Raw genomic sequence first — 20,696 nt, forward strand, 5'->3', positions numbered from 1 at the left:
TTACTCCCCATCTAAATAAAACAAAATTAACCGATTGAACCACGATGGCTCTTGTTCATTGACATTCGCCGATACTTTTATCGCCGTACCATTCGGCTCATCATAGCGGTGATAATCCTGATATTCTTCGTTTACCCACATAATACCATAGTAAAAAAGAATTGTGCATGCCGTGAAAAGTAAAAATACTTTAAATGTATTTAATATTAGTTTGATCCATGATTTCATTTTTCGTTTCCTCCATAACATATCATATATGTATGGTTGTTTATTCTAGAAACTCTCTTTCATTTTTTGCGAATTTCTAGAGAAAACCATCCTCATAGTAAAGATATGCCAAGTAGGACAAGAAATATACCTGTTATACATACTTGTTTGTTCCAACAATCCCTCAAATGTAAAAAAAGCCTTTTTCTTAAGTTGAAAAAGGCTTTCGTTCTATTCTTCATTATCTTGACAACGATAGCAAATGCCATGGAAGGTTAGACGATGATCTTTGATCTTAAAGTTCCATCTTTGTTCCACAACCGCTTCGACATCTTCTAATAAATCTTCTTGAATTTCATCCACTGCCCCACATTCGATACAGACTAGATGATGATGGAAATGCGCTGCTCCTTCTTGTCTTAAATCATAGCGGGAAACGCCATCCCCAAAATTTATTTTATCTACTATTTTCAATTCAGTTAATAACTCTAGTGTTCTATAAACAGTTGCTAGACCAATTTCAGGTGACTTTTCTTTAACAAGGAGGTAAACATCTTCAGCGCTTAAATGATCCTCTTCGTGTTCTAGCAAAACTCTTACTGTAGCCTCACGCTGAGGTGTTAGCTTATAGCTAGATGAATGTAAATGTTTCTTAATTCTCTCAATTCTTGTTTCCATTACGTTTGTCCTCCTCGCCACTGTCACGATTTTATTATAACAGAGAGCCGAGTAATTTCAAAATAAAATCATTACAATTAAGTAAAGAAAATGATTTTTATATAATAATAATTATCATCTGAACATTTCTAAGCCTTTTATTGAACTGCATTTATTACAAACTTCATTAAGGCTGGGGATATATAGGCCTCCACACTTGCAGCCATCATTAAGATCACAAGAGCCCCTAAATAGGCAAGGACATAGCGACCCAGTAACGGTAAGACCGGTTGTCCCATCTTCTTCATAAATTGCTTTCTAATCATTTTGATCGAAAATGCAACCGATAAAGTAGCTCCAAAAATAAAGATAGGAATGATGATTAGATTCTGTGGCAATATCGACACAAAGGAAAGGAGAAACCCATTCCATTTCATCTGATTAACTAAAAAACCTACGGTAAATCCGACAACCATTCCTTTAATAAACAATAATACAAGAATGACTGGTAGTCCAATAACGGACACTCCCAATATCCACATCAAACCAACAAATTTACTATTATGGAAAAAACTCTGTAACAGCAAATCATAGGGCTCTGCCACTTTTCCATCAGATACTTGGCCGAAAAACTGCGATAAATAATAAAATAAATCTTCTTTTTGCGTTAGACTTAAACTATTTACCACTATGGCCCCAAAAATCACTCCCATAAGAAAGAGGACGACCACAAACAAATATATGGACGAATGTTCGCGAAAATGATTAGAGATGATATCCTGGTACTTCTTTTTCTTCATGCCATGGCCTCCTAGAGTTCTAAATAGACTTACAGTAATATGTATGCCTGTCCTAGCCTCTATATGACATGAGAATCTATTAATAATAAGAAATCTACTCTATCAACTAGTTCTAGTTTGCAGAAACTTTTCCGTATTTCCCCCCGCCACCAGCATCAAGGGATAACATTCCTTTTCTGGCTTGAATAATGAACTTTGCGATTTTTTCAGGCACTACCTCATATAGTGCAAATTCAGGCACGCTGTGCAAAATCGCCATTTCTGTTCCAAAATGAGCTAGTAGTTTCTCAAACCATTTAGGGCCAAGCCCAGGAATAAATTGCAGTGGGACTTGGTGAATGTACGGTGGACGATTGACCGGATGCTCATCTGTTGTTTTTAACTCCTGAATTCTCTCTGCTACCCCTTTAATCGCTTTTCCGTGGCCACATTGTTGACATTCTTTCTGATCTTCATCTGCTTTCGAAAAACATTTCGCACATACTGTTTGATGGTATTTTCCTAAAAGAGGATCCAGTCCGTAATTTTCTACTATTTTTTGACCACCCTTCCCTTTTAGCGCTTCTTCTAAATGAGTAAAGGTTGCGTTTTTCATGCGAATTTTTTGATATTCTCTGGCGATTTTCCCTAAAGAATGAGCATCAGAATTCGTTAAAAACGGATAATTATGAAGTTCCTTTATTTTGTATGCCATCTCGGTATCGGCACTTAATCCCAGTTCAATGCCATCAATTAAAGAAGGCTCAAATACCTCTTTTAACGATTCCTTTACGCCTTTTCCATACAAGCTTTTAAATGGAGTGAAGACATGCGCTGGGATGAACAAACCATTCAATTCCTTTACTTTTTCTTGTAGCACTCGTCCTGTGACATAGACACGTTGTGAACTTAAATGGATATTTTTCAAATGGCCCTCAAGCCACTCTGAAAAAGTTTTCATCGTTTTAAGGTTGGGGAAATAACAAAGAACATGGATCGGCCCATTTGTTCCTTCATCATATATTTCGAGTTCAGAACCTGGGATGATCGTGAGTCCTTCATAAAAAAGACCACCTTCTTCTAACTCGCACAATTTCCCTTCCTGTAAAAGCCTTTCCATTTCCATGAGTACTTCAGGGGAATGGCAATCAATAATGCCAATCATATTCAATCCTTTTAAATCTCTCGCATGGGCGATAATATGGGAAAACGTTAACGTTTTCGCACCGGTAATTTTGACTGCTCTTCCCGTCTCCGTTCTCCCGATATGGATATGTAAATCGACAAAATAATCGTTCACTTTTTCAACGCCTCTTGAAGTTGTAAGTATTGGATTGCGTATGCCGTTTTGGCATCATAAATCCTTTGTTCCTTCACTAATTCGATAGCCTCTTCCAACGTCACTTCTAGTACATTAACAAACTCATCCTCATCGAGACTTGCTGCATTTTCTTTTTTCGTTAATCCTTTTGCTACATATAAATGGACAATTTCATCAGCAAAACCGGGAGACGTATAAAAAGAAATGAGCCACTCAAGAGATTGACACTCATAACCCGTTTCCTCCTCAAGTTCTCTTTCTGCCGTATAAGCAGGTTCCTCCCCTTTTTCTAGCTTTCCAGCAGGGACTTCCACCAACACTTTGTCCATTGGCTTACGATATTGCTCCACCATGACGATTTTTCCATCGTCTGTGATGGGTAGAATCGCTACAGCACCTGGATGCTTCACAATTTCGCGCGTTGACGTTTTTCCGTTTGGTAACTGTACTTCATCCACTTGGACACGTATGATTCTTCCTGAAAAAATTGGTTCAGTCTTTATCGTTTTTTCCTCTAGACTTTTCATTATTGTTCACTCCAGTTCTAATTCTAAATGATTGGTACATATAGTGTAGCATACTTAAATTGGAGGAGTATGAATGAAGGTGTACGTGCATGAAAAAGGCGTAATTCTCGTCGGCAAGGGATGGGAGATTCGAACGAAATTAAAAGAATACAATCAACATTATGATCGTCTTCAAGACTGGATTCAATTCATTCAAAAGCAAGAAAGTAAAAAGTCAGACACATAGTTTGTTCTTTTCCTTCATCTTTTAATAAAATAGGGAGAGAGGTGAAAAAGAATGAAGAAAAATAAATTAGGAAAATCGGATTTGCTAGTGACAGAATTAGGTCTTGGATGTATGTCCCTTGGAACAGACAAAGCTCATGCTCAAAAAATAGTAGAAGCCGCCCTGGACGAAGGGATCAACTACTTTGATACGGCTGATTTATACGACTTCGGGGTAAATGAAGAAATTGTCGGTCAGGCTTTAAAGCATGTACGTGACCAAGTTATTATTGCGACAAAAGTGGGAAATCGTTGGAATGAGAAAAAAGAGGGCTGGAACTGGGACCCTTCAAAAACGTATATAAAAGAAGCAGTCAAACAAAGTTTAAAGAGATTGGATACTGACTATATTGATTTGTATCAACTTCATGGCGGGACGATTGAAGATCATATGGATGAAACGATTGAAGCTTTCGAAGAATTACGAACAGAAGGATTCATTCGTTATTACGGGATTTCTTCCATCCGTCCAAATGTCATTCGAGAATATGTAAAAAAAGCAAATATTGTTTCGGTCATGATGCAATATAGCATTCTTGATCGTAAACCTGAAGAAGAGGCGCTTCCCTTCCTTCACAAACATAATATCAGTGTCGTCACACGTGGATCTGTCGCAAAGGGGCTATTAAGTGAAAAAGGTCTTGAAAAAGCTTCAGCATCCGGTTATTTAGAACATAGCTATGAAGACCTCCAACAGAGCATTTCAGAGTTACAGGAAAAAGTTGCACATTCTCGTTCTTTAACTGAGATTGCTTTACGTTACAATCTAGCAAATCCTGCTGTAGCATCTGTCATTGTTGGAGCAAGCTCCGTTGAGCAGCTGAAAGACAATGTAAAAGCTGTGAATTCTCTACCATTGACGATAGAAGAAGTCGCCCTGATTCAAAAAATTGTGCCCTCACATACATATCAAGCTCATCGATGAAATGATACGTTCCGAAAATGAGCGTCACCGTTTTTGCATAAAAACAGGATTAGTGAGTTTCCTTTTTGTGGCTAGCAAAATTATTCGAAGTGGAAATTTTCCGCTTATGAAGTGAAATATCATTCTTTTTGAATATTTCGGGTCTAATAGGCGGAAATTCTCCGTCTATTAAAGCCCTTCTTAATGAAATTCCCTAATTAAGCGGAATTCCTCCGACTATTTATTAGCACTCTCTTGCTTAGTCTCAATTCCCCAACTGATATCCTGAAAAAAGACGATTCTCTCGCTGCTAATTCTCCATCAGCAGCACAAGAACCGTCCTCTTCTATAACCCTAACGTTTTATTCGGTACTTTTATTCTGAATGTGATCTGGTCATTCTTTAAATCAAAGCTCTGAACCTTGACCTTGAAGTTACTTTTAACTTCCATTTCTGTCACTCCGATATAAATCGATTGGCTACTCGGGTCAATATTCACCCAATCTGGTGTTTCTAATTCTTTTTTCACGTATTCGAGAATCTTTTTTTCTGGCAATTGCAGTAATCCAAGCGACATTTCCGAAGTATATAAAACAAGGTCGCCATTTTCCTGTACCAATGGCTCCAAGGTGATGGAGATTGGAATTTCAGTTTGAAAAGCATCGATTGACCCTAGCAATCTAACATTTTCACCACCAAAGTCAACAGTATATTTATCCCCTTGATCGTTCATAAATTTATCGACATATTCATTCACTAATTCATTCAAATTCTGTTTGCTTGAGTTGACCGTAAACTCGGCCCCTGGCTCCTCTTCAATAAAAGCTTTCTCTGGCATCTCTGAATCAGAAACTGGCCAAAGCAATAGAACGAAGAAAAGGATTAATAAAATACCATTCGCTCCAGCTAAACCTAGAAATAAATGCTTCCATGATGGCTTTTTGTTAAACTGTACACCCATTTTTTCACCTACTCTTCTGTATCCTCACTCGATAGATCTGTTTCTTCATTAACAACGTCATCCAAAGACTCAAGTACACGCTCAGCCATCAATTTATAACCGCTTGTATTAGGATGGAAATGATCTTCAGATAATAGGTCGATCGTTGAATTGGTGAATAAATCTTTAGTAGGAATGTAAGATACGTTATCAAATTCCGCTGTGACTAATTCGCCTGCATGATTCCAATTATCAAGAATAATCTCTAATTGTTCAATGTCACCAAAGACACGCTCAAATGGGTTATAAAAACCAATCAAATAGATATGCATGTCTGGATTGAGCTCATTCATTTTCGTAAAAATGGCCCTTAGCCTTTCAACATAATCTACTCTTTCTTCCTCAAATGGTTCGATATTAAGATTCGTGTAATTACTTCGAACCACTTTCATAATATCATTTGCTCCAATCGTGATAAGGACAATATCTGCTTTTCGAATCGATGCTGCAATCTCTTCATTTTCCAATCTGAGTAATAATTGATCCGTTCGATTGCCTCTCTTCCCTAAGTTCTCAATCGAAATGTTAATATTCTGAGCTTCAAACGTATGGTTTAAAATTCCGACATATCCGCCACTTTCTGTTTCATCTCCAACACCCTCAGTAAGTGAATCACCAATCGCTACGATTTTTTTATCATCTTTAAAAAAACGAATCGCTCCTTCGATTATTTCCCTAACCTTCTCTTTAATCTGCACTGCCACTGATTGTTCTTCCTCAGTATCTACGTCTTGCTCTTTCTCGCCATCAGGCTCATCTACCTGAGCCTCTATTTGCTCATCATTCATATTTGATACAACACTCACGTTTTCTTCCTCAGACACAGTTTCAGTTGGTCCTGGAAGAAATTTATAAAGAAGGAAACATCCGATGATAACAATCGCTGCGACAACCCATACTTTATTTCCCTTCAATTTATCCACACCACCAAATTCTATTAATATCATAGTCTATATATTATTAAAGCTAACAAGTTATTTTATCATTCATTATATGTTAAAGTAAGTGGATTTTAAAACCAGCCGCTTGAACGTTTCCTAAAACGCTCCATAACAAAAAACACCCAAACAAAACTTGTTCAAGTGTTTAATCGAGATATTCCTGATCGATATCTTTTTGGAGACAACACACCATTCTCCCCTATTGATTCCCTAATACATGGAAGCCATCTTGATCAATATAGGCTTTTATCAATCTGATATCTTGTTCATACTCAAACATCTCACCTTGATTAATATCTCCTCTTTCATTCATTGCTTCCGCTAAAATATCATACGTTTCATCATCATTTGCTATAACAATATGTGCTTGAAAATTAGTCTCCTTTAACTCCATGTAGACTGCCTGATAGACATGTTCAATTGTTTCTAGCGTGACATTCGGCTGCTCTTTTAATAGCATCTTACCTGATAGATATTCAGGTTGATAATTATTCAGATACTCTTCCAATGTGATATCAATATTTGTCTCTTTTGCGCTATTTGTTCTCATCATATAGGTATGGGCTTCTACATCGATACTGTTTTTTTCAAACTCTGCTTTAAGGATTTCTTCAACCTTGATACTCATTAATTCAGGAATCAAACTATCTGAAAGCATATCCCCATTTTTATCTGTTGTGGCACCGAATACCACTTCTTTTTCTGGATATTGAACTTTATATGTATATTGGCCATTATTGTGACTTGCATGTGTCACTTCCACATCAATTCCATACTTTTCCTTCAGTTGAACGACTAAATCATCTTTATTATCTAAAGCTACTAAACTACAACCAGCCAAATTTAAAAGAAATAGAATCAGTACTAAGAATTTAAGCGGTTTTACTTTATCCATAAACTACCTCCACCTTTAATGCACTCGCACTACTCAAGATAACAAAAATTCCATTTTTTAACAACGAGGACTAAAGTCTTGAGTCTATTGACGGAGAGTTGTTCACTATACTATTTTTGATCTAGTAGAGAATTTTTGTTTCTTTTTTTAACAAAAATCATTTATACAGAACTATTGTTCGTGTAAACTTTATTCATAATATTTCTACGGAGGTTAAAAATGAGATTAAAAAACATAAACCTTGAAGAAAGAATGAAGCATTATCATGTAAACGGATTAAGTATTGCATTGATTGAAAACAGCCAAATTAGCGGAATGGAAAATGTTGGATTTATCGAAGTCGAAAATAATAGACATGTAAATCAAGATTCAATATTCAGTGCTTGCTCCATCAGTAAATTCTTAACTGGAATAATGGCTTTAAGGCTTGTAGAGGAAGGGTTACTAAAATTAGATGAAAGTGTGAATGAGTACCTTTTAACTTGGAAAATACCAGAAAATGAATTCTCAAAAAATAAAAAAGTAACATTAAAAAACTTGCTTAGCCATCAATCTGGAATCAAGGATCCTGAAAGTAGTTTTTCCGAACTAGATTCAGAAAAAGGAACTCCTTCAATGCTTGAATTGCTTGAGGGGAAAACTCCTTACTGTAATGTTCCTATTAAGATACAGTGTGAGCCAGAAAGTGAATTCCATTACTCAGATGCTGGCTATTGTGTGATTCAGCTATTAATCGAAGATGTGACTAGAAAGCCATATCATCAAGTTGCAACTGAGTACTTATTTAATCCATTAGAAATGGATAACAGTTTTCTTTTGTTGCCAGATTTGTTAGAAATGGATAAAAAAGAATTTTCTTGTGGGCATGACAAATACGGTAATTTGGTAGATAGAAAATATCCTATATATCCTTATCCGGCAGCTGCTGGATTATGGACGACTTCATTAGATTTAGCCACATTAGTTCTTGAATTAATAAATGCCCTAAAAGACAAAAGTAAAATAGGTCTGTCTAAACATTTCGCTCAAGAGATGATAACCCCTCAAATAGGAAAATCTTGGACCGGATTAGGAGTATTTCTTGAAGGAGCGGATAAAGACATAGAAATTTCTTCTATGGGTTGGGGTGTAGGATTTCAGTGTATGATGGTCGCATACCCACACCTAGAAAAAGGTGCCATCATTATGACGAATGGAGATTTAGGGATGCATCAGCTTAAAGGACTTATCGGAGAAATATATCAATCCATGATGTTATAAATAGTAAATAGCCTCTTCATCTCGAAAGAGGCTGTTTTCGTTAGAGTATCCGGTTTTATTTGAATTTTTTCCAATCCATCGGGCTTTCATTTAGTAACTCTTCAAACGATTTATTTTTTTCTCGTAAGCGGCGCTCTTCTCTTTTTCTTTCCTCTTCTTCAAGTTGCTTTTTTTCTTCTGCATCTTTTAACTGCTGCTTTTGGTCCTTTAATTGCTTCAGCAAGTCAGCATTAAGCATATCCCCAAGTGTTACTGGTTTATCATCATTTTTTTGTTTTGGTTGTGTCTTCTGTTTCTTTTTCTTCATGTCTATCCCTCACTCATTTTTCATAAAAATAGTATAGCACGAACCCTTGTGTTTTTCCGTTATGCCACCTCGAACGTCAAACAACGTATAACCTCCTCACTTTTAACTCATTCTATGGAAGATGTTATTAGAAGGAGGGATCAAGTATGAGTCAGAAGCGCGAAAAAGGGAATAGTCAAAAAGGACAACCTCATGCTGAAAATGTCAAACAAAACATTGCTGCAGAAGACTTAGAAAAAGCCATTCACCCTACAAAAAGACAGAACTCGAAACAATAGAAATATGAGAGACTTGGTTTTATGCCAAGTCTCTTGATGTATTATGTGGACTTCTATCCAGTGGTTTTGCTGAGTAGATTACGATTCTTTTCTAGTATCGATTAACCGAATAATTGATTGTTGACTTATTTTATTAGCCTCTTAAAGAAAAAGAAGCTTGGCATAACCCAAACCTCTGGTTAAATTATCTTGCAACATAGGTAGCTAATGACTTTTGCACATCGTAAATACTTTTATCTTTTTTAAATTGTTTTGATATTGGATTAGCTGTGCTTGAGATCCAAATTTTCAATTCAGCATCCATATCAAACGTACCTGCTGTTTCTACACTAAAATGAGTAATACTTTTGTAAGGTACAGAGTGATATTCAACTTTTTTACCTGTCATACCTTGCTTATCAATTAAGATTAGTCGAGTATTGGTAAAGACAATTAAATCACGTATTAATTTATAAGCTTTTTCAACTCGTTCATTAGGGGTAACAATCACCTCTAATTCTTTCTCTACTGACTGAACATCAACCTCTGATACATTCCCCATCAAACCATCTAATAGTCCCATAGTAACCTCCTGAATTTTAGTCATTTAGTAATATTCTGGATAACTAAAATGGATTCCTTCTATTTTAAATATATTTAAACAAACTCAAAAATTTATTCTAAAAAATGCTCTAAGTTGCTTAGAAGAAATTTAGAAATTTGCTTACAAAAAGATGGGGGAACATTCTTATGCAGTATTTATTCATTTCAATACAAAGAAATAATCGAGATTTCATGTATGATGATTCCCCCTTCAAAAGACCGAAATTTATTGGCGTCGTTACTACTTGGTCAACAAGACCGGAAAATTTTAAATGTTAATTAGTTTTCAATGTTTCTAAAATGGTAAAATGGAGTAAATTGATCATATATCAATTCTGATTTTGGAGGGATGGGCATGAAACGAGCATTGCGATTCATCGTGTCATTTCTATTTGCCTTTGTGACTGTTGGCTTGTATTTTTCCAATCGCATTATGTATATGAAAAAGAAGGATGATGAATTTATCCTCGACCGCGAAAAGTCCGCTGGAAGACTTGATACAAATGCCTTTGAACAGTTACCGAAACGAGAGATTCTGATTCCCTCCCACTTTGGCTACCATTTAAAAGCGCTAGTTGTCGAGCCTCACCGTACGAATAAATATGTGATTTTTTGTCATGGAGTGACAGAGAATAAATTCAATTCCATTAAGTATATGAATCTTTTTTTGGAAAGAGGATTTAATGGCATAATTTATGATCATAGACGGCATGGTGAATCTGGTGGAAAGACAACGAGTTACGGCTATTACGAGAAATTTGATTTAAAAACGATTGTTGATTGGCTAAGGCTCGATCGAGGACCTGATTTACTTTTAGGCATTCATGGAGAATCAATGGGAGCTGCCACGATGCTTCTGTATGCAGGGATGATTGAAGATGCGGCTGATTTTTATATTGCCGATTGTCCTTTTTCTGATTTCCAACAACAACTCGCTTATCGGCTGAAAGCAGAACTGCGATTGCCAGCAAAACTTCTTTTGCCAGTAGCTGACCTCTTTATTAAAATGCGGCAAAGATACTCTTTGAAGGATGTTTCCCCTATTGCTGTTATCGATAACATCGAAAAGCCAATCCTTTTTATCCATAGTAAAAAAGATGATTTTATTTTGCCGACGATGACAAAAGCTCTTTACGAACAAAAACAAGGACCAAAAAAGCTTTTTATCGCCGAAAAAGGGGTTCATGCCCAATCATTGAATGAGAATAAAGAAGACTATGCGAAAGTAGTAGATGAGTTTTTAGAGGACTATGTGTTTGTGACAGAAGATGCGAAATAGATGAATGGTTGACATAGAGAAAATATCTGTGTCAACCATTTTTTAACACGCTTATAAAAAAACTCATTAAAAATTGGCTCCCTTCCTAATTAGACTCTTCACATGGATTTTCGGTGTATAGGAACGATAGATGCGAAGTAGCTGATCAGCCATATAGAGCGGCGTATGTTCAAAATCATTTTCCATCCATTCTAGCAGCAAACCAATAGCCCCATATATACGGTAAGTCGTAAATAGATGAATATCTATCTTCACATCATCGATTGAAGCCGTATAATCAAAATCTTGTCTGAATAAGGGCTCCAAATGCTTGATTAACCTTTCCCTAAAATAGTCATTTTCACTTAACATTACTGTATAAAATGATTTATTCTCTAAAAAATGGTCAAAGAATTTAATAGATTCTGGTTGTACCTTGTTAAAATCGATTATAGTTTGATTCAAATATGGTTCCCGATAGGCCTCTGTTGCTTTTTGAAAAACTTCCTCGATCATTTCATCTAATAAATCCTCTTTTTTATCATAATGGGCGTAGAAAGTACCTCGATTAAAATTGGCTTCTCTGACAATTTCAGAAATGGTTATATCCCGAAATTTCTTTTTTTCCATTAATGTAAACAATACATTTTTAAAATGTTGCTTCGTTCTTCTCACGCGTTTATCAGGATGATAATTTCCCATATGGCCCACCTTCCCCATTTTTAACCAACAAAAATGGATAATTTGTACGTTTCTGTACACTTCTCCCAAAATTGTATATTGAGTTTCCGTATTTTGAATCTTACAATAATTTTAATAATATTGTAACTATTCTGTCAACTGCGTATTGTAATCGTTTTCAAATTGTAAAGGAGGGGAAATTCATTGGAAAATCATGCCCTTTCTGAGCTAAAACTCTTAAATCAAATGATTCTAGGGATTTTTATTGCGGGGAATGTAGCATTTTATCTATCTTTAACGACCCATTCCTTTCCAGGTTTAAGTTATTTAGGGATAGGAGTTGGCATTACCGTTATTCTTTCCTGCTGGCTTGGAAAGCGATGTTTTTTGTTTATTTTTGGATTAATGGCAACTACTGCTATATTCACGCTCGCTTATGAATGGGCGACCATTTTTCACTAAACGAATAGGAGGGTCCATATGTCAGAAAAAGAAAATCAACAAATCCATAATCAATCCAGGCGAAACTTTCTACGTAGTTCTGGTTTAACAGTTGGTGGTCTTATTTTAGGGGGTGCAATTGGCAGCATCTTTGGAATGAAACCTGGTTCAACACCTACTACCTCACAACCAACTGACTCTCATCACATGACAACAAATCACAATGAAGCGATGCTTTTTTTTACCCGAAAAGAAGATTTCGAGACTCTTCAAGCAGCAACTGAAGTGATTTTTCCCGAGGACGAACATGGTCCCGGCGCCATTGGATTAGGTGCTCCTTACTATATCGATAAACAACTAGCATCACCATGGGGAAGGAATGCGGATGATTATATGGCTAGACCATTTAAAGACGGGCAAACACCATTAACTCGTGGAGATATTATGATTCAAGGTGTGAGAAAGATAAACGAAGTAAGTCTTGCAAAACATGATGCCTCATTCAATAAATTGAATGAAGAAGTGCAAATTGAAATTTTGCAAGAATTTGAAGGGGACAAAGTGGAAATGAAATTAATATCATCCGCTTCGTTCTTTGCCCTATTAAGACAATTAACACTTGAAGGTTGTTTTTGCGACCCTCTTTACGGTGGAAATAAAAATCTAGAAGGTTGGAAAATGAAAGAGTTCCCTGGAGCTTATATGTCTCACCTTGATGCAGCAGAATCAAAAGAATTTGTCAAAAAAGATCCGATGAGTCTAAGCCACCATATGTAACTTAATTAACAGGGGGAATTTATCATGGCAAAAAAGTTAAACAAAGTAGACGTAGTAACCGTTGGAGTTGGTTGGATGGGTGGAATTGTCGCTGCTGAACTAACCAAGGCAGGGTTTAATGTCGTCGGATTGGAAAAAGGTTCCGAACGGACGAGAGAAGATTATTTGCATACTCACGATGAATTAAGATATACCATAAGAGGAGAAATGGAAAGCAAGTTAACAAAGGAGACATATACTTTTCGAAGAAATTTGGGTGAAGAAGCCATTCCTGTACGTGATAAGGCGACCATTAGAATGGGTACGGGAACAGGCGGAGGCGGAAGTCACTGGGGTGCGCAGACACATCGCTATTATCCCTATGATTTTGAAATCCGTTCCAAAACGGTCGAGCGATATGGGGAAGATAAAATCCCTAAAAACATGTCTCTTCAAGATTGGGGAATCACGTACGAGGAACTTGAACCCTATTACGATAAGTTTGAAAAAATGGCAGGAGTTTCAGGTGAACCTGATCCGAATTATCCGGAACGTTCAAGTGACTATCCTAATCCCCCATTGGTCAAAACAGAAGCAATGCGAATGTTTCACGAAACCACCAGCAAACTTGGATATAAACCATTTGTCACGCCATCTGGTACGGTCTCACAATCATATACAAATCCTGATGGGGAAAAGTTAAATCCATGTCAGTATTGCGCTTTTTGTGTTTATAATGGGTGTGAATACGGAGCAAAAGCAGACCCCGTGATTACCGTGATTCCAACTGCTCAGAAAACAGGGAAATTTGAATTACGTAACCATGCTCGTGTTATTCGCGTGTTATACGATGGAAAAAAAGCAACCGGGGTTATTTATGTTGATACTCAAACAGGCGAAGAGTTTGAACAACCTGCCGATCTTGTCGTGTTAACGAGTTTTGTTTTCAATAATGTTCGTTTGTTGCTGTTATCACAAATCGGAGTACCTTATAATCCAGAAACGGGCGAAGGGGTTATCGGAAGAAACTTCACCGATCACCATGTTTCAGGTGCAGTCGGCGCATTTTTCAAAGATAAAAAATTCAATAGTTATGTATCCACAGGTTGTTTAGGGGAAACCATTACAGATTTTACGGGGGATATTTTCGACCATTCTGCTCTTGATTTCCTACACGGTGGTCAGATTGAAATGAGGATGTCTATTTATGGGAACTCTCCAATTATGACTAGTAACACACCAATGGGGACACCTTCATGGGGACGAGAATATAAGAAACAATCACTCTATTACCACAATCGCTCCTTAACTGTATCAGTTCAAAAAGCGACCTTACCTTATAAAGACTATTACCTTGACCTTGATCCTACATATAAAGATGACCTTGGAGACCCACTTATTCGCCTGACATGGGATGTATCTGAAAATGACAAAAACCTTTTAACGTATGTTCTTGGCAAGTGTAAAGAAATTGCTGAAGAAATGGGCGCTGATATCATAGATGAATATCCGATTACAGAACATTTTTCAGGTGTTTCTTCTTTCGAACACAATGCAGGTGGAGCAATTATGGGAGCTGATCCTAAAACAAGTGCTGTCAATAAATATCTTCAAATGTGGGATTGCGAAAATTTATTTGTTTGTGGTTCTAGTGCCTTTCCTCATTTTGGAGTTTCGAACCCCACAACCACAGCAGCGGCTCTGACTTATCACGCAACGGAAGGCATGATTAAATATTTACAAGAAGGCGGACTATTAGTGCAAGCGAATAATCAAAAGCAATTTACTTAATTAACTATCATTTGAGGTGAAAGAATGCTATCAAATATTGGAGTACCAGGTTTAATTCTCATTTTAATCCTCGCCTTAATTATTTTTGGTCCAAAAAAATTGCCCGAAATAGGCAGAGCATTTGGGCAGACATTACGGGAATTTAAAAAATCTACTCGTTCCCTCTTAGACGATGAGCCAGCTAAATCAGAAAAGGACTCGTCACAGATTGATAAAGTTTGAAAGCCGCTACTATAAATTTTATAGGCGCTATAGACTTCATTGTCTTTAGCGCCTTTTTGTTCATTCATCTATTAACCAAGCTTATTTAAGAAACTCATTCTCGGGTTCAAAAATTCATTCGGGCTCTTTAACTGAAAGCTATTTGAAAGTGGAGAAAAATCAATTTTAAGATTTTCGTTTAAAAATACTTCTTTTGATTTTTCCACATAGATCGAACCGATGGATGTTTCGATTTCACGATCATCCTCATCAATTTCGTCAACTAACCAAAGTGCTGTCACACCACTAACAACACAACCGCAGCCTTCTGTATCATATTTCAGCTTTAGGAAGCCTTCTTGCTGTCCCTTCTTCTCTTCAATCTTCTTTGCTGCTATATCTGTAATGGTAATTTCCATTCTGTCATCCCCTCCACTGCTGATATTGTAGCATAACTCTCCTCTTCTTCCACCATATACGTTCTCAAAGCTTTAGAAGAGGTAACATTCTAAATTCTAGTAGACACCAACTTTCCCTGGAGAAACATTTTTTCTCTATACCTATTAATATAGGATGCACCAATAAGATTGCTGTAGACCCACCCATGAACTAATTGCTATTCTAGTTTTATTAAGTATTGAGAGGTTACAAAATGGATACTGAAAAATATCATAATCTTAAGTTAGGCGAACGAGGAGCAATGATGAGCATTATTGCTTATCTTGTTCTGTCCATCATCAAATTAATGGTTGGCCATATGAGTGATTCTGCTGCTTTAAAAGCAGACGGCCTAAATAATACAACCGATATCATCGCCTCTATTGCTGTTCTCATTGGACTTAAACTGGCACGAAAACCACCAGATAAGAACCATCGCTATGGCCATTGGAAAAGTGAAACCATCGCCTCCATGATCGCATCCTTTATTATGCTTGCCGTTGGGATTCAGGTATTAGTTGATGCTATCACCTCCTTGTTTGAAGGCGGGACACAATCACCTGACATTATCGCCGCCTATACAGGGATTTTTAGTGCCATAGCGATGTATTTTGTTTATCGCTACAATAAAAAGTTAGCGACAAAAATTAATAGCAAAGCCGTGATGGCTGCCGCAAAGGATAATCTTTCTGATGCATGGGTCAGTATTGGAACAGCTATTGGTATTTTTGGTTCTCAATTAAATATGCCATGGTTAGATGTATTAACCGCTTTCGTCGTTGGACTTTTAATTTGTAAAACAGCTTGGGATATTTTTAAGCAGGCTGCCCATGAACTTTCAGATGGTTTTGATGAAAAAAAGCTGCAGCTATATCAAGATGTCATTTCAAATATCTACGGAGTGAAAGGATTAAAAGAAATTAAAGGCAGAAATTACGGAAACAACGAAGTACTAGATGTCGTCATTTTTGTCAATTCAACATTAGATATTAAACAAGCTCATGATATTGCCACCGCTATTGAAAACGTCCTAATTCACGACTACCATGTATATGAAGTGAATGTTCATGTAGAGCCTAATTGAATGTTAGAAGCACATGTCCTTTTGATGTGTGCTTCTTTATCATAATTTTTAACAGAAAAATCAGATTATTATGTTATAATTATAGTCGTGAAGGGAGTGACATACTCAAATGAAAAATATCTTCAACCAATTGTATTCAGAGGAGATTTTAAATCGGATTGACAACTTAAACCCAAATTCAACACCTCAATGGGGGAAAATGAATGTGGCCCAAATGCTCGCACATTGCTCATCCTTTCAAGATATTGCGATGGGGAATTCTCTTCCTCCTAGAGGCTTATTAGGTATACTGGTGGGAAACTTTGCGAAGACTGTTTTTTATAATGACAAGCCCTTCACCAAAAATATGTCTACCATTCCAACTATTTTGATTGACGATGACAAAGAGTTTGAAACAGAAAAGGAAAGACTCAAGCAAAAAATTATCGCTTTCCAACTGAATGGTCCAGAGAACTGCACGACTCATCCCCACCCTTTTTTCGGAAAACTTACCCCTGAACAATGGGGAAAAGGCATTTACAAACATCTTGATCATCACTTGAAACAGTTCGGTGCTTAGCTACTTACCCTCACTCGTAACATCTAAGAAATTAAGCTTCATCACTTCAGAAAGATCACCTTTTTTTCTTAAGGATTTTTTTAATCATTTCCCCTTTTATAATGGTCTTCCTTAAAGGATTTTTTCATTAACCATTTTTTTCTAGTGATAAACGAACATACTTTCGTATATAATAATTACGAAAGTATGTTCGTTTTTTAGAAAGGAAGAGAACCTTAATGAAGGATAAAGTGATTTTTCTTGCAGATATTCAATCGTTTTATGCTTCTGTTGAAAAAGTTAGAAATCCTGATTATGAGAATCAACCGCTAGTAGTAGCTGGTGATCCAGAAAGAAGATCAGGAATCATCCTCGCTGCGTGTCCTATTGCAAAGAAATTTGGGATTAAAACGGCGGAGTTATTATGGCAAGCACAAATGAAATGTCCCAATTTAGTTGTTGTAAAACCCCATATGCAAGATTATATAAATGTCTCAATCGCTATTAGTAAGATTCTTGAGCAATTTACCGACTTAGTCGAACCCTTTTCAATTGACGAGCAGTTTTTAGACGTTTCTGGAAGTCTAAGTATCTTAGGAGATGAATATGAAATTGCTCGTCAACTCCAGCAGCAGATTCTCAATGATATCGGGGTATATGCGAGAATCGGCATCGGCAAAAATAAAATTCTTGCTAAAATGGCCTGCGATAACTTTGCAAAGAATAATGAGAATGGCATATTTAAGCTCAATGACACCAATATGGAGAAGCTTTGGAAATTGCCGATTGGAAAAATGTTCGGAGTCGGAAAAAGAATGGCGATAAATTTACAAGGCATGGGAATTTTTACGATTGGACAGTTAGCCACGTTTCCTGTTGATATCCTTAAAAAACGCTGGGGGATTAACGGAGAAGTCCTTTGGCAAACAGCAAACGGAATTGACCACTCCCCTGTTTCCGTCAAAACACATGACCAACAAAAAGCAGTTGGTCATCATATGACATTACCAAGAGATTATACTGAGCTCGAAGAAATTAAAATTGTATTATTGGAGCTTTGTACCGAAGTAGCTAGAAGATGTAGAAATAAGGGCTATATGGGAATCACCGTAACTTGCGGAGTTAGAGGCGCTGATTTTGATGCCCCCACTGGCTTCCATAGACAGATAACATTGCCCATCCCCACTAATTTTGATATGGATATTTTTAAAGCTGCCTATGAATTGTTTTTAAGGCATTGGGATCGACAGCCCGTAAGAAGCCTCGGCGTTTCATTAACCAATTTGCAGACATCTGACTGCTATCAAATCGATTTATTCGATAACTATTTGGACAGAGAACAATTAAATCATGCTTTAGATACAATATGGGAGAAATATGGACGAACAGCGATTTTCCGCGCCTCTTCCCTAACGCAAGCAGGGCAAGCCTCTGAGCGGGCCAGAAAAATAGGTGGCCACTATAAATAAGGATGTGAAGAAAATGAAAGTAAATAAATTAAGCAAGGGCTATAATTTACGATGGGAATCGAGTCGAATGATGCTACCTGAACATCGAGAACAATTATTAGAGGAAAAACGAAAACAACAAGAGTTTATCCTGCCTTTGCTAGAACCTGATCAGCTTGAAGAAATGAATCATGTCATCGTTAGATCCATTGAACAAACACGAGCAGTTACGATTACCTATGCGGAGAAATATGGACCTACAACATTCTGGGGATGGATTCAAAAAGTAGATACCATGGAAGGATACTTAAAAGTTGTAAATGATGAGGACATTTTAAACCTCCCCTTTAAAAAAATATTAGCAGTGGAAATCAGCTAACCATTGTGTTGAGAAGACACCTACTCTAATCGGTGTCTTCTTATTTTTTATTCAACACTCCCCCGAATAGTTTATCCGCCACACTAGGAAAGAGATGATACAAAACGCTTCCCATATTCATCCATCTAGGCAAATTCAATTCCCTCTTAGGACGAATCATAAGCTGAACGATTTTTTCGGCGACATAATCAGATGAGAGCATGAACTTCTTCACATTATCGACATACCCCCCTGATTTATCAGCAATCGTAAAAAAGTTCGTTTCAATCGGACCTGGATTAACGGCAGACACGGAGATGTTGGTTTTTGATAACTCCATTCGCAAGCTATTCGTGAACCCAAGAACGGCATGCTTCGTGGCGGCATACCCACTCGATTTGGGAGTAGCAAGCTTTCCTGCTTGTGAAGCGACATTGATGATATGCCCGCTGTTTTTCGCAAGCATGGAAGGAAGAACCTCCTGTGTGCAAGCAATCAGTCCCAACACATTGACATGAAACATCTGTTCAATATCCTCAAAGCTAGCTTCATGAAAAGAATCAAAAACACCGAAGCCTGCATTATTTAAAAGAATATCGATCTGACCCACTTCTCGAAGAATTCTTTGAAACACAACTTTCACCTGTTCATAATTACTGACGTCTAACTGATAATAGACAGCATCAACAGCTGATTTTTGATTTATCTTCTCACAAATATCTGCTAATTTTTCTGTAGATCGAGCGAGAAGGATCGGTCTCGCACCCATTTCCGCAGCTAAAAGAGCCACTTTTTCACCAATGCCTGAAGAAGCACCAGTAATCACGATGTTTTTATTAAATAAGTTTCCCATTTAACCACCTCAAAAAATATACTCAAATAGAAGTTTGGACGGCTTGGAGCTAAAGATAAAATTATAGCAAATCTTTGTTCATTCAAAGTCCGATAATTCTTAGAGCCCTTAGTATAGCATAAAATAAAATCATGTTTCGAATAATCCCCAAACACCCTATACTTTCATTTCTCCTCTTGTTTCAATTTTCAAAAATAAATATTACTAGATTTATTTTTGATATTATACTGTAATTAACATGTAATGGAAATTATGGAAACAAAGAGGGCTTTTCAAAAAAAAATTACTATCATCTGCGCTTACATCAAGTCTGTTGTTTGGGCTAGGGTTTGGTATTTTAGGTTCTCCATCTGAGCCTTAATCTGCAACGACAAAAATGAAAAGAAAGAACTAGTAGTTGGGTAACAAATTCATCGTATAAAATGAGTGGCACCAGTGCGCTATATAATATCAACGAAGCTATTTAGGCGGTTGGTAGTACATCATTTAGCGAGATTGGCTCAAACATGCAGGGGAAGTAAGGGCTTCTAAGACAGCCGAATCTACGACTTCTTCCCGTGTAGCTGCTTCTGCTAAAATAGCAACAGATAATCCAAATTCCAGCTGGGGTTCATATACTTCTTTGATGTAAAGAAAAGTATGATTGTTGATAGTTGTTTATTCTCTACCAAAACAACATAGGAAGAACTTAGAACATTCCTCCTACAAAATGTAGGAAGCTTCCGATTTGTCTCATTCGATCCAACCATCTCTCCCCCTTAAGCGGAATTTTTCCTGTTATCTCCTCGATGGAGTCCCTTTTAGGAGAAATAACGGAAGATTTTCCGCTTATGGAGAGCAAAATCGTTTATTTTAGCATTTTTTGAGAGAATAGCAGGAATTTTTCCTGTTATTTTGGCGCTATTTCATGATGCTTGCTCATTAAGC

The 20,696-nt window shown here is 36.9% G+C and carries 26 protein-coding genes; 13 read left to right on the forward strand and 13 right to left on the reverse strand.

Annotated features, from left to right (window positions below):
* The 5 genes from BMSHG_RS10355 to BMSHG_RS10375 form a co-directional block, all read right to left on the reverse strand.
* A complete protein-coding gene (locus BMSHG_RS10355; RefSeq protein ID WP_019154379.1) occupies positions 1–228 on the reverse strand; it encodes a YqzK family protein in 228 nt (75 codons plus the stop codon).
* A 210-nt stretch (positions 229–438) separates the two neighbouring features.
* Positions 439–885: a ferric iron uptake transcriptional regulator gene (gene fur / locus BMSHG_RS10360; RefSeq protein WP_019154380.1), complete on the reverse strand. Its 447-nt coding sequence runs from the start codon at positions 883–885 to the stop codon at positions 439–441.
* A 137-nt stretch (positions 886–1,022) separates the two neighbouring features.
* A complete protein-coding gene (gene spoIIM, locus BMSHG_RS10365; protein WP_019154381.1) occupies positions 1,023–1,664 on the reverse strand; it encodes a stage II sporulation protein M in 642 nt (213 codons plus the stop codon).
* A 112-nt stretch (positions 1,665–1,776) separates the two neighbouring features.
* Positions 1,777–2,943, reverse strand: coding sequence for an endonuclease Q family protein (locus tag BMSHG_RS10370; protein WP_019154382.1), 1,167 nt, complete (start codon positions 2,941–2,943; stop codon positions 1,777–1,779).
* Entirely contained in the window at positions 2,940–3,491 is a 552-nt protein-coding gene (locus BMSHG_RS10375; protein ID WP_019154383.1) for an NUDIX domain-containing protein, read from the reverse strand. The genes BMSHG_RS10370 and BMSHG_RS10375 overlap by 4 nt, the downstream gene beginning before the upstream one ends.
* A gap of 73 nt (positions 3,492–3,564) precedes the next feature.
* Here BMSHG_RS10375 and mciZ point away from each other — a divergent pair, with 73 nt between their 5' ends.
* On the forward strand, positions 3,565–3,717 hold the full coding sequence (gene mciZ, locus BMSHG_RS27530) for a Z-ring formation inhibitor MciZ (protein WP_019154384.1): 153 nt from the start codon (positions 3,565–3,567) through the stop codon (positions 3,715–3,717).
* A gap of 51 nt (positions 3,718–3,768) precedes the next feature.
* Positions 3,769–4,680 carry an aldo/keto reductase gene (locus BMSHG_RS10385; RefSeq protein WP_019154385.1) on the forward strand — a complete coding sequence of 304 codons (912 nt, stop codon included), beginning with the start codon at positions 3,769–3,771 and terminating at the stop codon, positions 4,678–4,680.
* Between the two features lie 325 nt (positions 4,681–5,005).
* On the opposite strand, the gene BMSHG_RS10390 is transcribed toward BMSHG_RS10385, so the two are convergent.
* The 3 genes from BMSHG_RS10390 to BMSHG_RS10400 form a co-directional block, all read right to left on the reverse strand.
* Positions 5,006–5,620, reverse strand: coding sequence for a YpmS family protein (locus tag BMSHG_RS10390; protein WP_019154386.1), 615 nt, complete (start codon positions 5,618–5,620; stop codon positions 5,006–5,008).
* An 8-nt stretch (positions 5,621–5,628) separates the two neighbouring features.
* Complete coding sequence (locus BMSHG_RS10395; RefSeq protein WP_019154387.1) at positions 5,629–6,573, reverse strand: SGNH/GDSL hydrolase family protein; 945 nt, start codon at positions 6,571–6,573, stop codon at positions 5,629–5,631.
* Positions 6,574–6,799: 226 nt separating this feature from the next.
* Complete coding sequence (locus tag BMSHG_RS10400) at positions 6,800–7,495, reverse strand: hypothetical protein (RefSeq protein WP_019154388.1); 696 nt, start codon at positions 7,493–7,495, stop codon at positions 6,800–6,802.
* Between the two features lie 219 nt (positions 7,496–7,714).
* On the opposite strand from BMSHG_RS10400, the gene BMSHG_RS10405 reads away from it, so the two are divergent.
* Complete coding sequence (locus tag BMSHG_RS10405) at positions 7,715–8,755, forward strand: serine hydrolase domain-containing protein (protein ID WP_019154389.1); 1,041 nt, start codon at positions 7,715–7,717, stop codon at positions 8,753–8,755.
* Positions 8,756–8,810: 55 nt separating this feature from the next.
* On the opposite strand, the gene BMSHG_RS10410 is transcribed toward BMSHG_RS10405, so the two are convergent.
* Positions 8,811–9,062, reverse strand: a complete 252-nt coding sequence (locus BMSHG_RS10410) for a YqkE family protein (protein WP_019154390.1) — start codon at positions 9,060–9,062, stop codon at positions 8,811–8,813.
* Between the two features lie 146 nt (positions 9,063–9,208).
* Between BMSHG_RS10410 and BMSHG_RS29275 the strand changes: the two genes are divergently transcribed.
* Complete coding sequence (locus BMSHG_RS29275; RefSeq protein WP_019154391.1) at positions 9,209–9,340, forward strand: hypothetical protein; 132 nt, start codon at positions 9,209–9,211, stop codon at positions 9,338–9,340.
* 184 nt (positions 9,341–9,524) lie between these two features.
* Here BMSHG_RS29275 and BMSHG_RS10420 read toward each other — a convergent pair whose 3' ends face one another.
* Positions 9,525–9,902 (reverse strand): PH domain-containing protein, encoded by a 378-nt coding sequence (locus BMSHG_RS10420; RefSeq protein WP_019154392.1) that lies wholly within the window; start codon positions 9,900–9,902, stop codon positions 9,525–9,527.
* A gap of 375 nt (positions 9,903–10,277) precedes the next feature.
* Here BMSHG_RS10420 and BMSHG_RS10425 point away from each other — a divergent pair, with 375 nt between their 5' ends.
* Positions 10,278–11,201 carry an alpha/beta hydrolase gene (locus tag BMSHG_RS10425; RefSeq protein WP_019154393.1) on the forward strand — a complete coding sequence of 308 codons (924 nt, stop codon included), beginning with the start codon at positions 10,278–10,280 and terminating at the stop codon, positions 11,199–11,201.
* 66 nt (positions 11,202–11,267) lie between these two features.
* Here BMSHG_RS10425 and BMSHG_RS10430 read toward each other — a convergent pair whose 3' ends face one another.
* Positions 11,268–11,882: a TetR/AcrR family transcriptional regulator gene (locus tag BMSHG_RS10430; protein ID WP_019154394.1), complete on the reverse strand. Its 615-nt coding sequence runs from the start codon at positions 11,880–11,882 to the stop codon at positions 11,268–11,270.
* 183 nt (positions 11,883–12,065) lie between these two features.
* On the opposite strand from BMSHG_RS10430, the gene BMSHG_RS10435 reads away from it, so the two are divergent.
* Genes BMSHG_RS10435 through BMSHG_RS10450 form a run of 4 tightly spaced genes read left to right on the forward strand, consistent with a single transcriptional unit; the run spans position 12,066 to position 15,071 of the window.
* Entirely contained in the window at positions 12,066–12,323 is a 258-nt protein-coding gene (locus BMSHG_RS10435; RefSeq protein ID WP_019154395.1) for a hypothetical protein, read from the forward strand.
* A gap of 18 nt (positions 12,324–12,341) precedes the next feature.
* The gene (locus BMSHG_RS10440) at positions 12,342–13,079 is read left to right on the forward strand and encodes a gluconate 2-dehydrogenase subunit 3 family protein (RefSeq protein ID WP_019154396.1); all 738 of its coding nucleotides are present in this window, start codon (positions 12,342–12,344) and stop codon (positions 13,077–13,079) included.
* Between the two features lie 24 nt (positions 13,080–13,103).
* The gene (locus tag BMSHG_RS10445; protein ID WP_019154397.1) at positions 13,104–14,849 is read left to right on the forward strand and encodes a GMC family oxidoreductase; all 1,746 of its coding nucleotides are present in this window, start codon (positions 13,104–13,106) and stop codon (positions 14,847–14,849) included.
* 24 nt (positions 14,850–14,873) lie between these two features.
* Positions 14,874–15,071 (forward strand): twin-arginine translocase TatA/TatE family subunit, encoded by a 198-nt coding sequence (locus BMSHG_RS10450; RefSeq protein WP_019154398.1) that lies wholly within the window; start codon positions 14,874–14,876, stop codon positions 15,069–15,071.
* 71 nt (positions 15,072–15,142) lie between these two features.
* On the opposite strand, the gene BMSHG_RS10455 is transcribed toward BMSHG_RS10450, so the two are convergent.
* The gene (locus tag BMSHG_RS10455) at positions 15,143–15,469 is read right to left on the reverse strand and encodes an iron-sulfur cluster biosynthesis family protein (protein ID WP_019154399.1); all 327 of its coding nucleotides are present in this window, start codon (positions 15,467–15,469) and stop codon (positions 15,143–15,145) included.
* 233 nt (positions 15,470–15,702) lie between these two features.
* Here BMSHG_RS10455 and BMSHG_RS10460 point away from each other — a divergent pair, with 233 nt between their 5' ends.
* From BMSHG_RS10460 to BMSHG_RS10475, 4 genes are all read left to right on the forward strand, one after another.
* A complete protein-coding gene (locus BMSHG_RS10460) occupies positions 15,703–16,572 on the forward strand; it encodes a cation diffusion facilitator family transporter (RefSeq protein WP_019154400.1) in 870 nt (289 codons plus the stop codon).
* A gap of 109 nt (positions 16,573–16,681) precedes the next feature.
* Positions 16,682–17,131 carry a DUF1569 domain-containing protein gene (locus BMSHG_RS10465; protein WP_019154401.1) on the forward strand — a complete coding sequence of 150 codons (450 nt, stop codon included), beginning with the start codon at positions 16,682–16,684 and terminating at the stop codon, positions 17,129–17,131.
* Between the two features lie 218 nt (positions 17,132–17,349).
* Complete coding sequence (locus tag BMSHG_RS10470; protein ID WP_019154402.1) at positions 17,350–18,579, forward strand: DNA polymerase IV; 1,230 nt, start codon at positions 17,350–17,352, stop codon at positions 18,577–18,579.
* Between the two features lie 13 nt (positions 18,580–18,592).
* On the forward strand, positions 18,593–18,937 hold the full coding sequence (locus BMSHG_RS10475) for a YolD-like family protein (RefSeq protein ID WP_019154403.1): 345 nt from the start codon (positions 18,593–18,595) through the stop codon (positions 18,935–18,937).
* A 40-nt stretch (positions 18,938–18,977) separates the two neighbouring features.
* On the opposite strand, the gene BMSHG_RS10480 is transcribed toward BMSHG_RS10475, so the two are convergent.
* Entirely contained in the window at positions 18,978–19,769 is a 792-nt protein-coding gene (locus BMSHG_RS10480; protein ID WP_019154404.1) for an SDR family NAD(P)-dependent oxidoreductase, read from the reverse strand.
* Between the last annotated feature and the right edge of the window lie 927 nt (positions 19,770–20,696).

This window comes from Robertmurraya massiliosenegalensis JC6 (genome assembly GCF_000311725.1).
GTDB lineage: Bacteria > Bacillota > Bacilli > Bacillales > Cytobacillaceae > Robertmurraya > Robertmurraya massiliosenegalensis.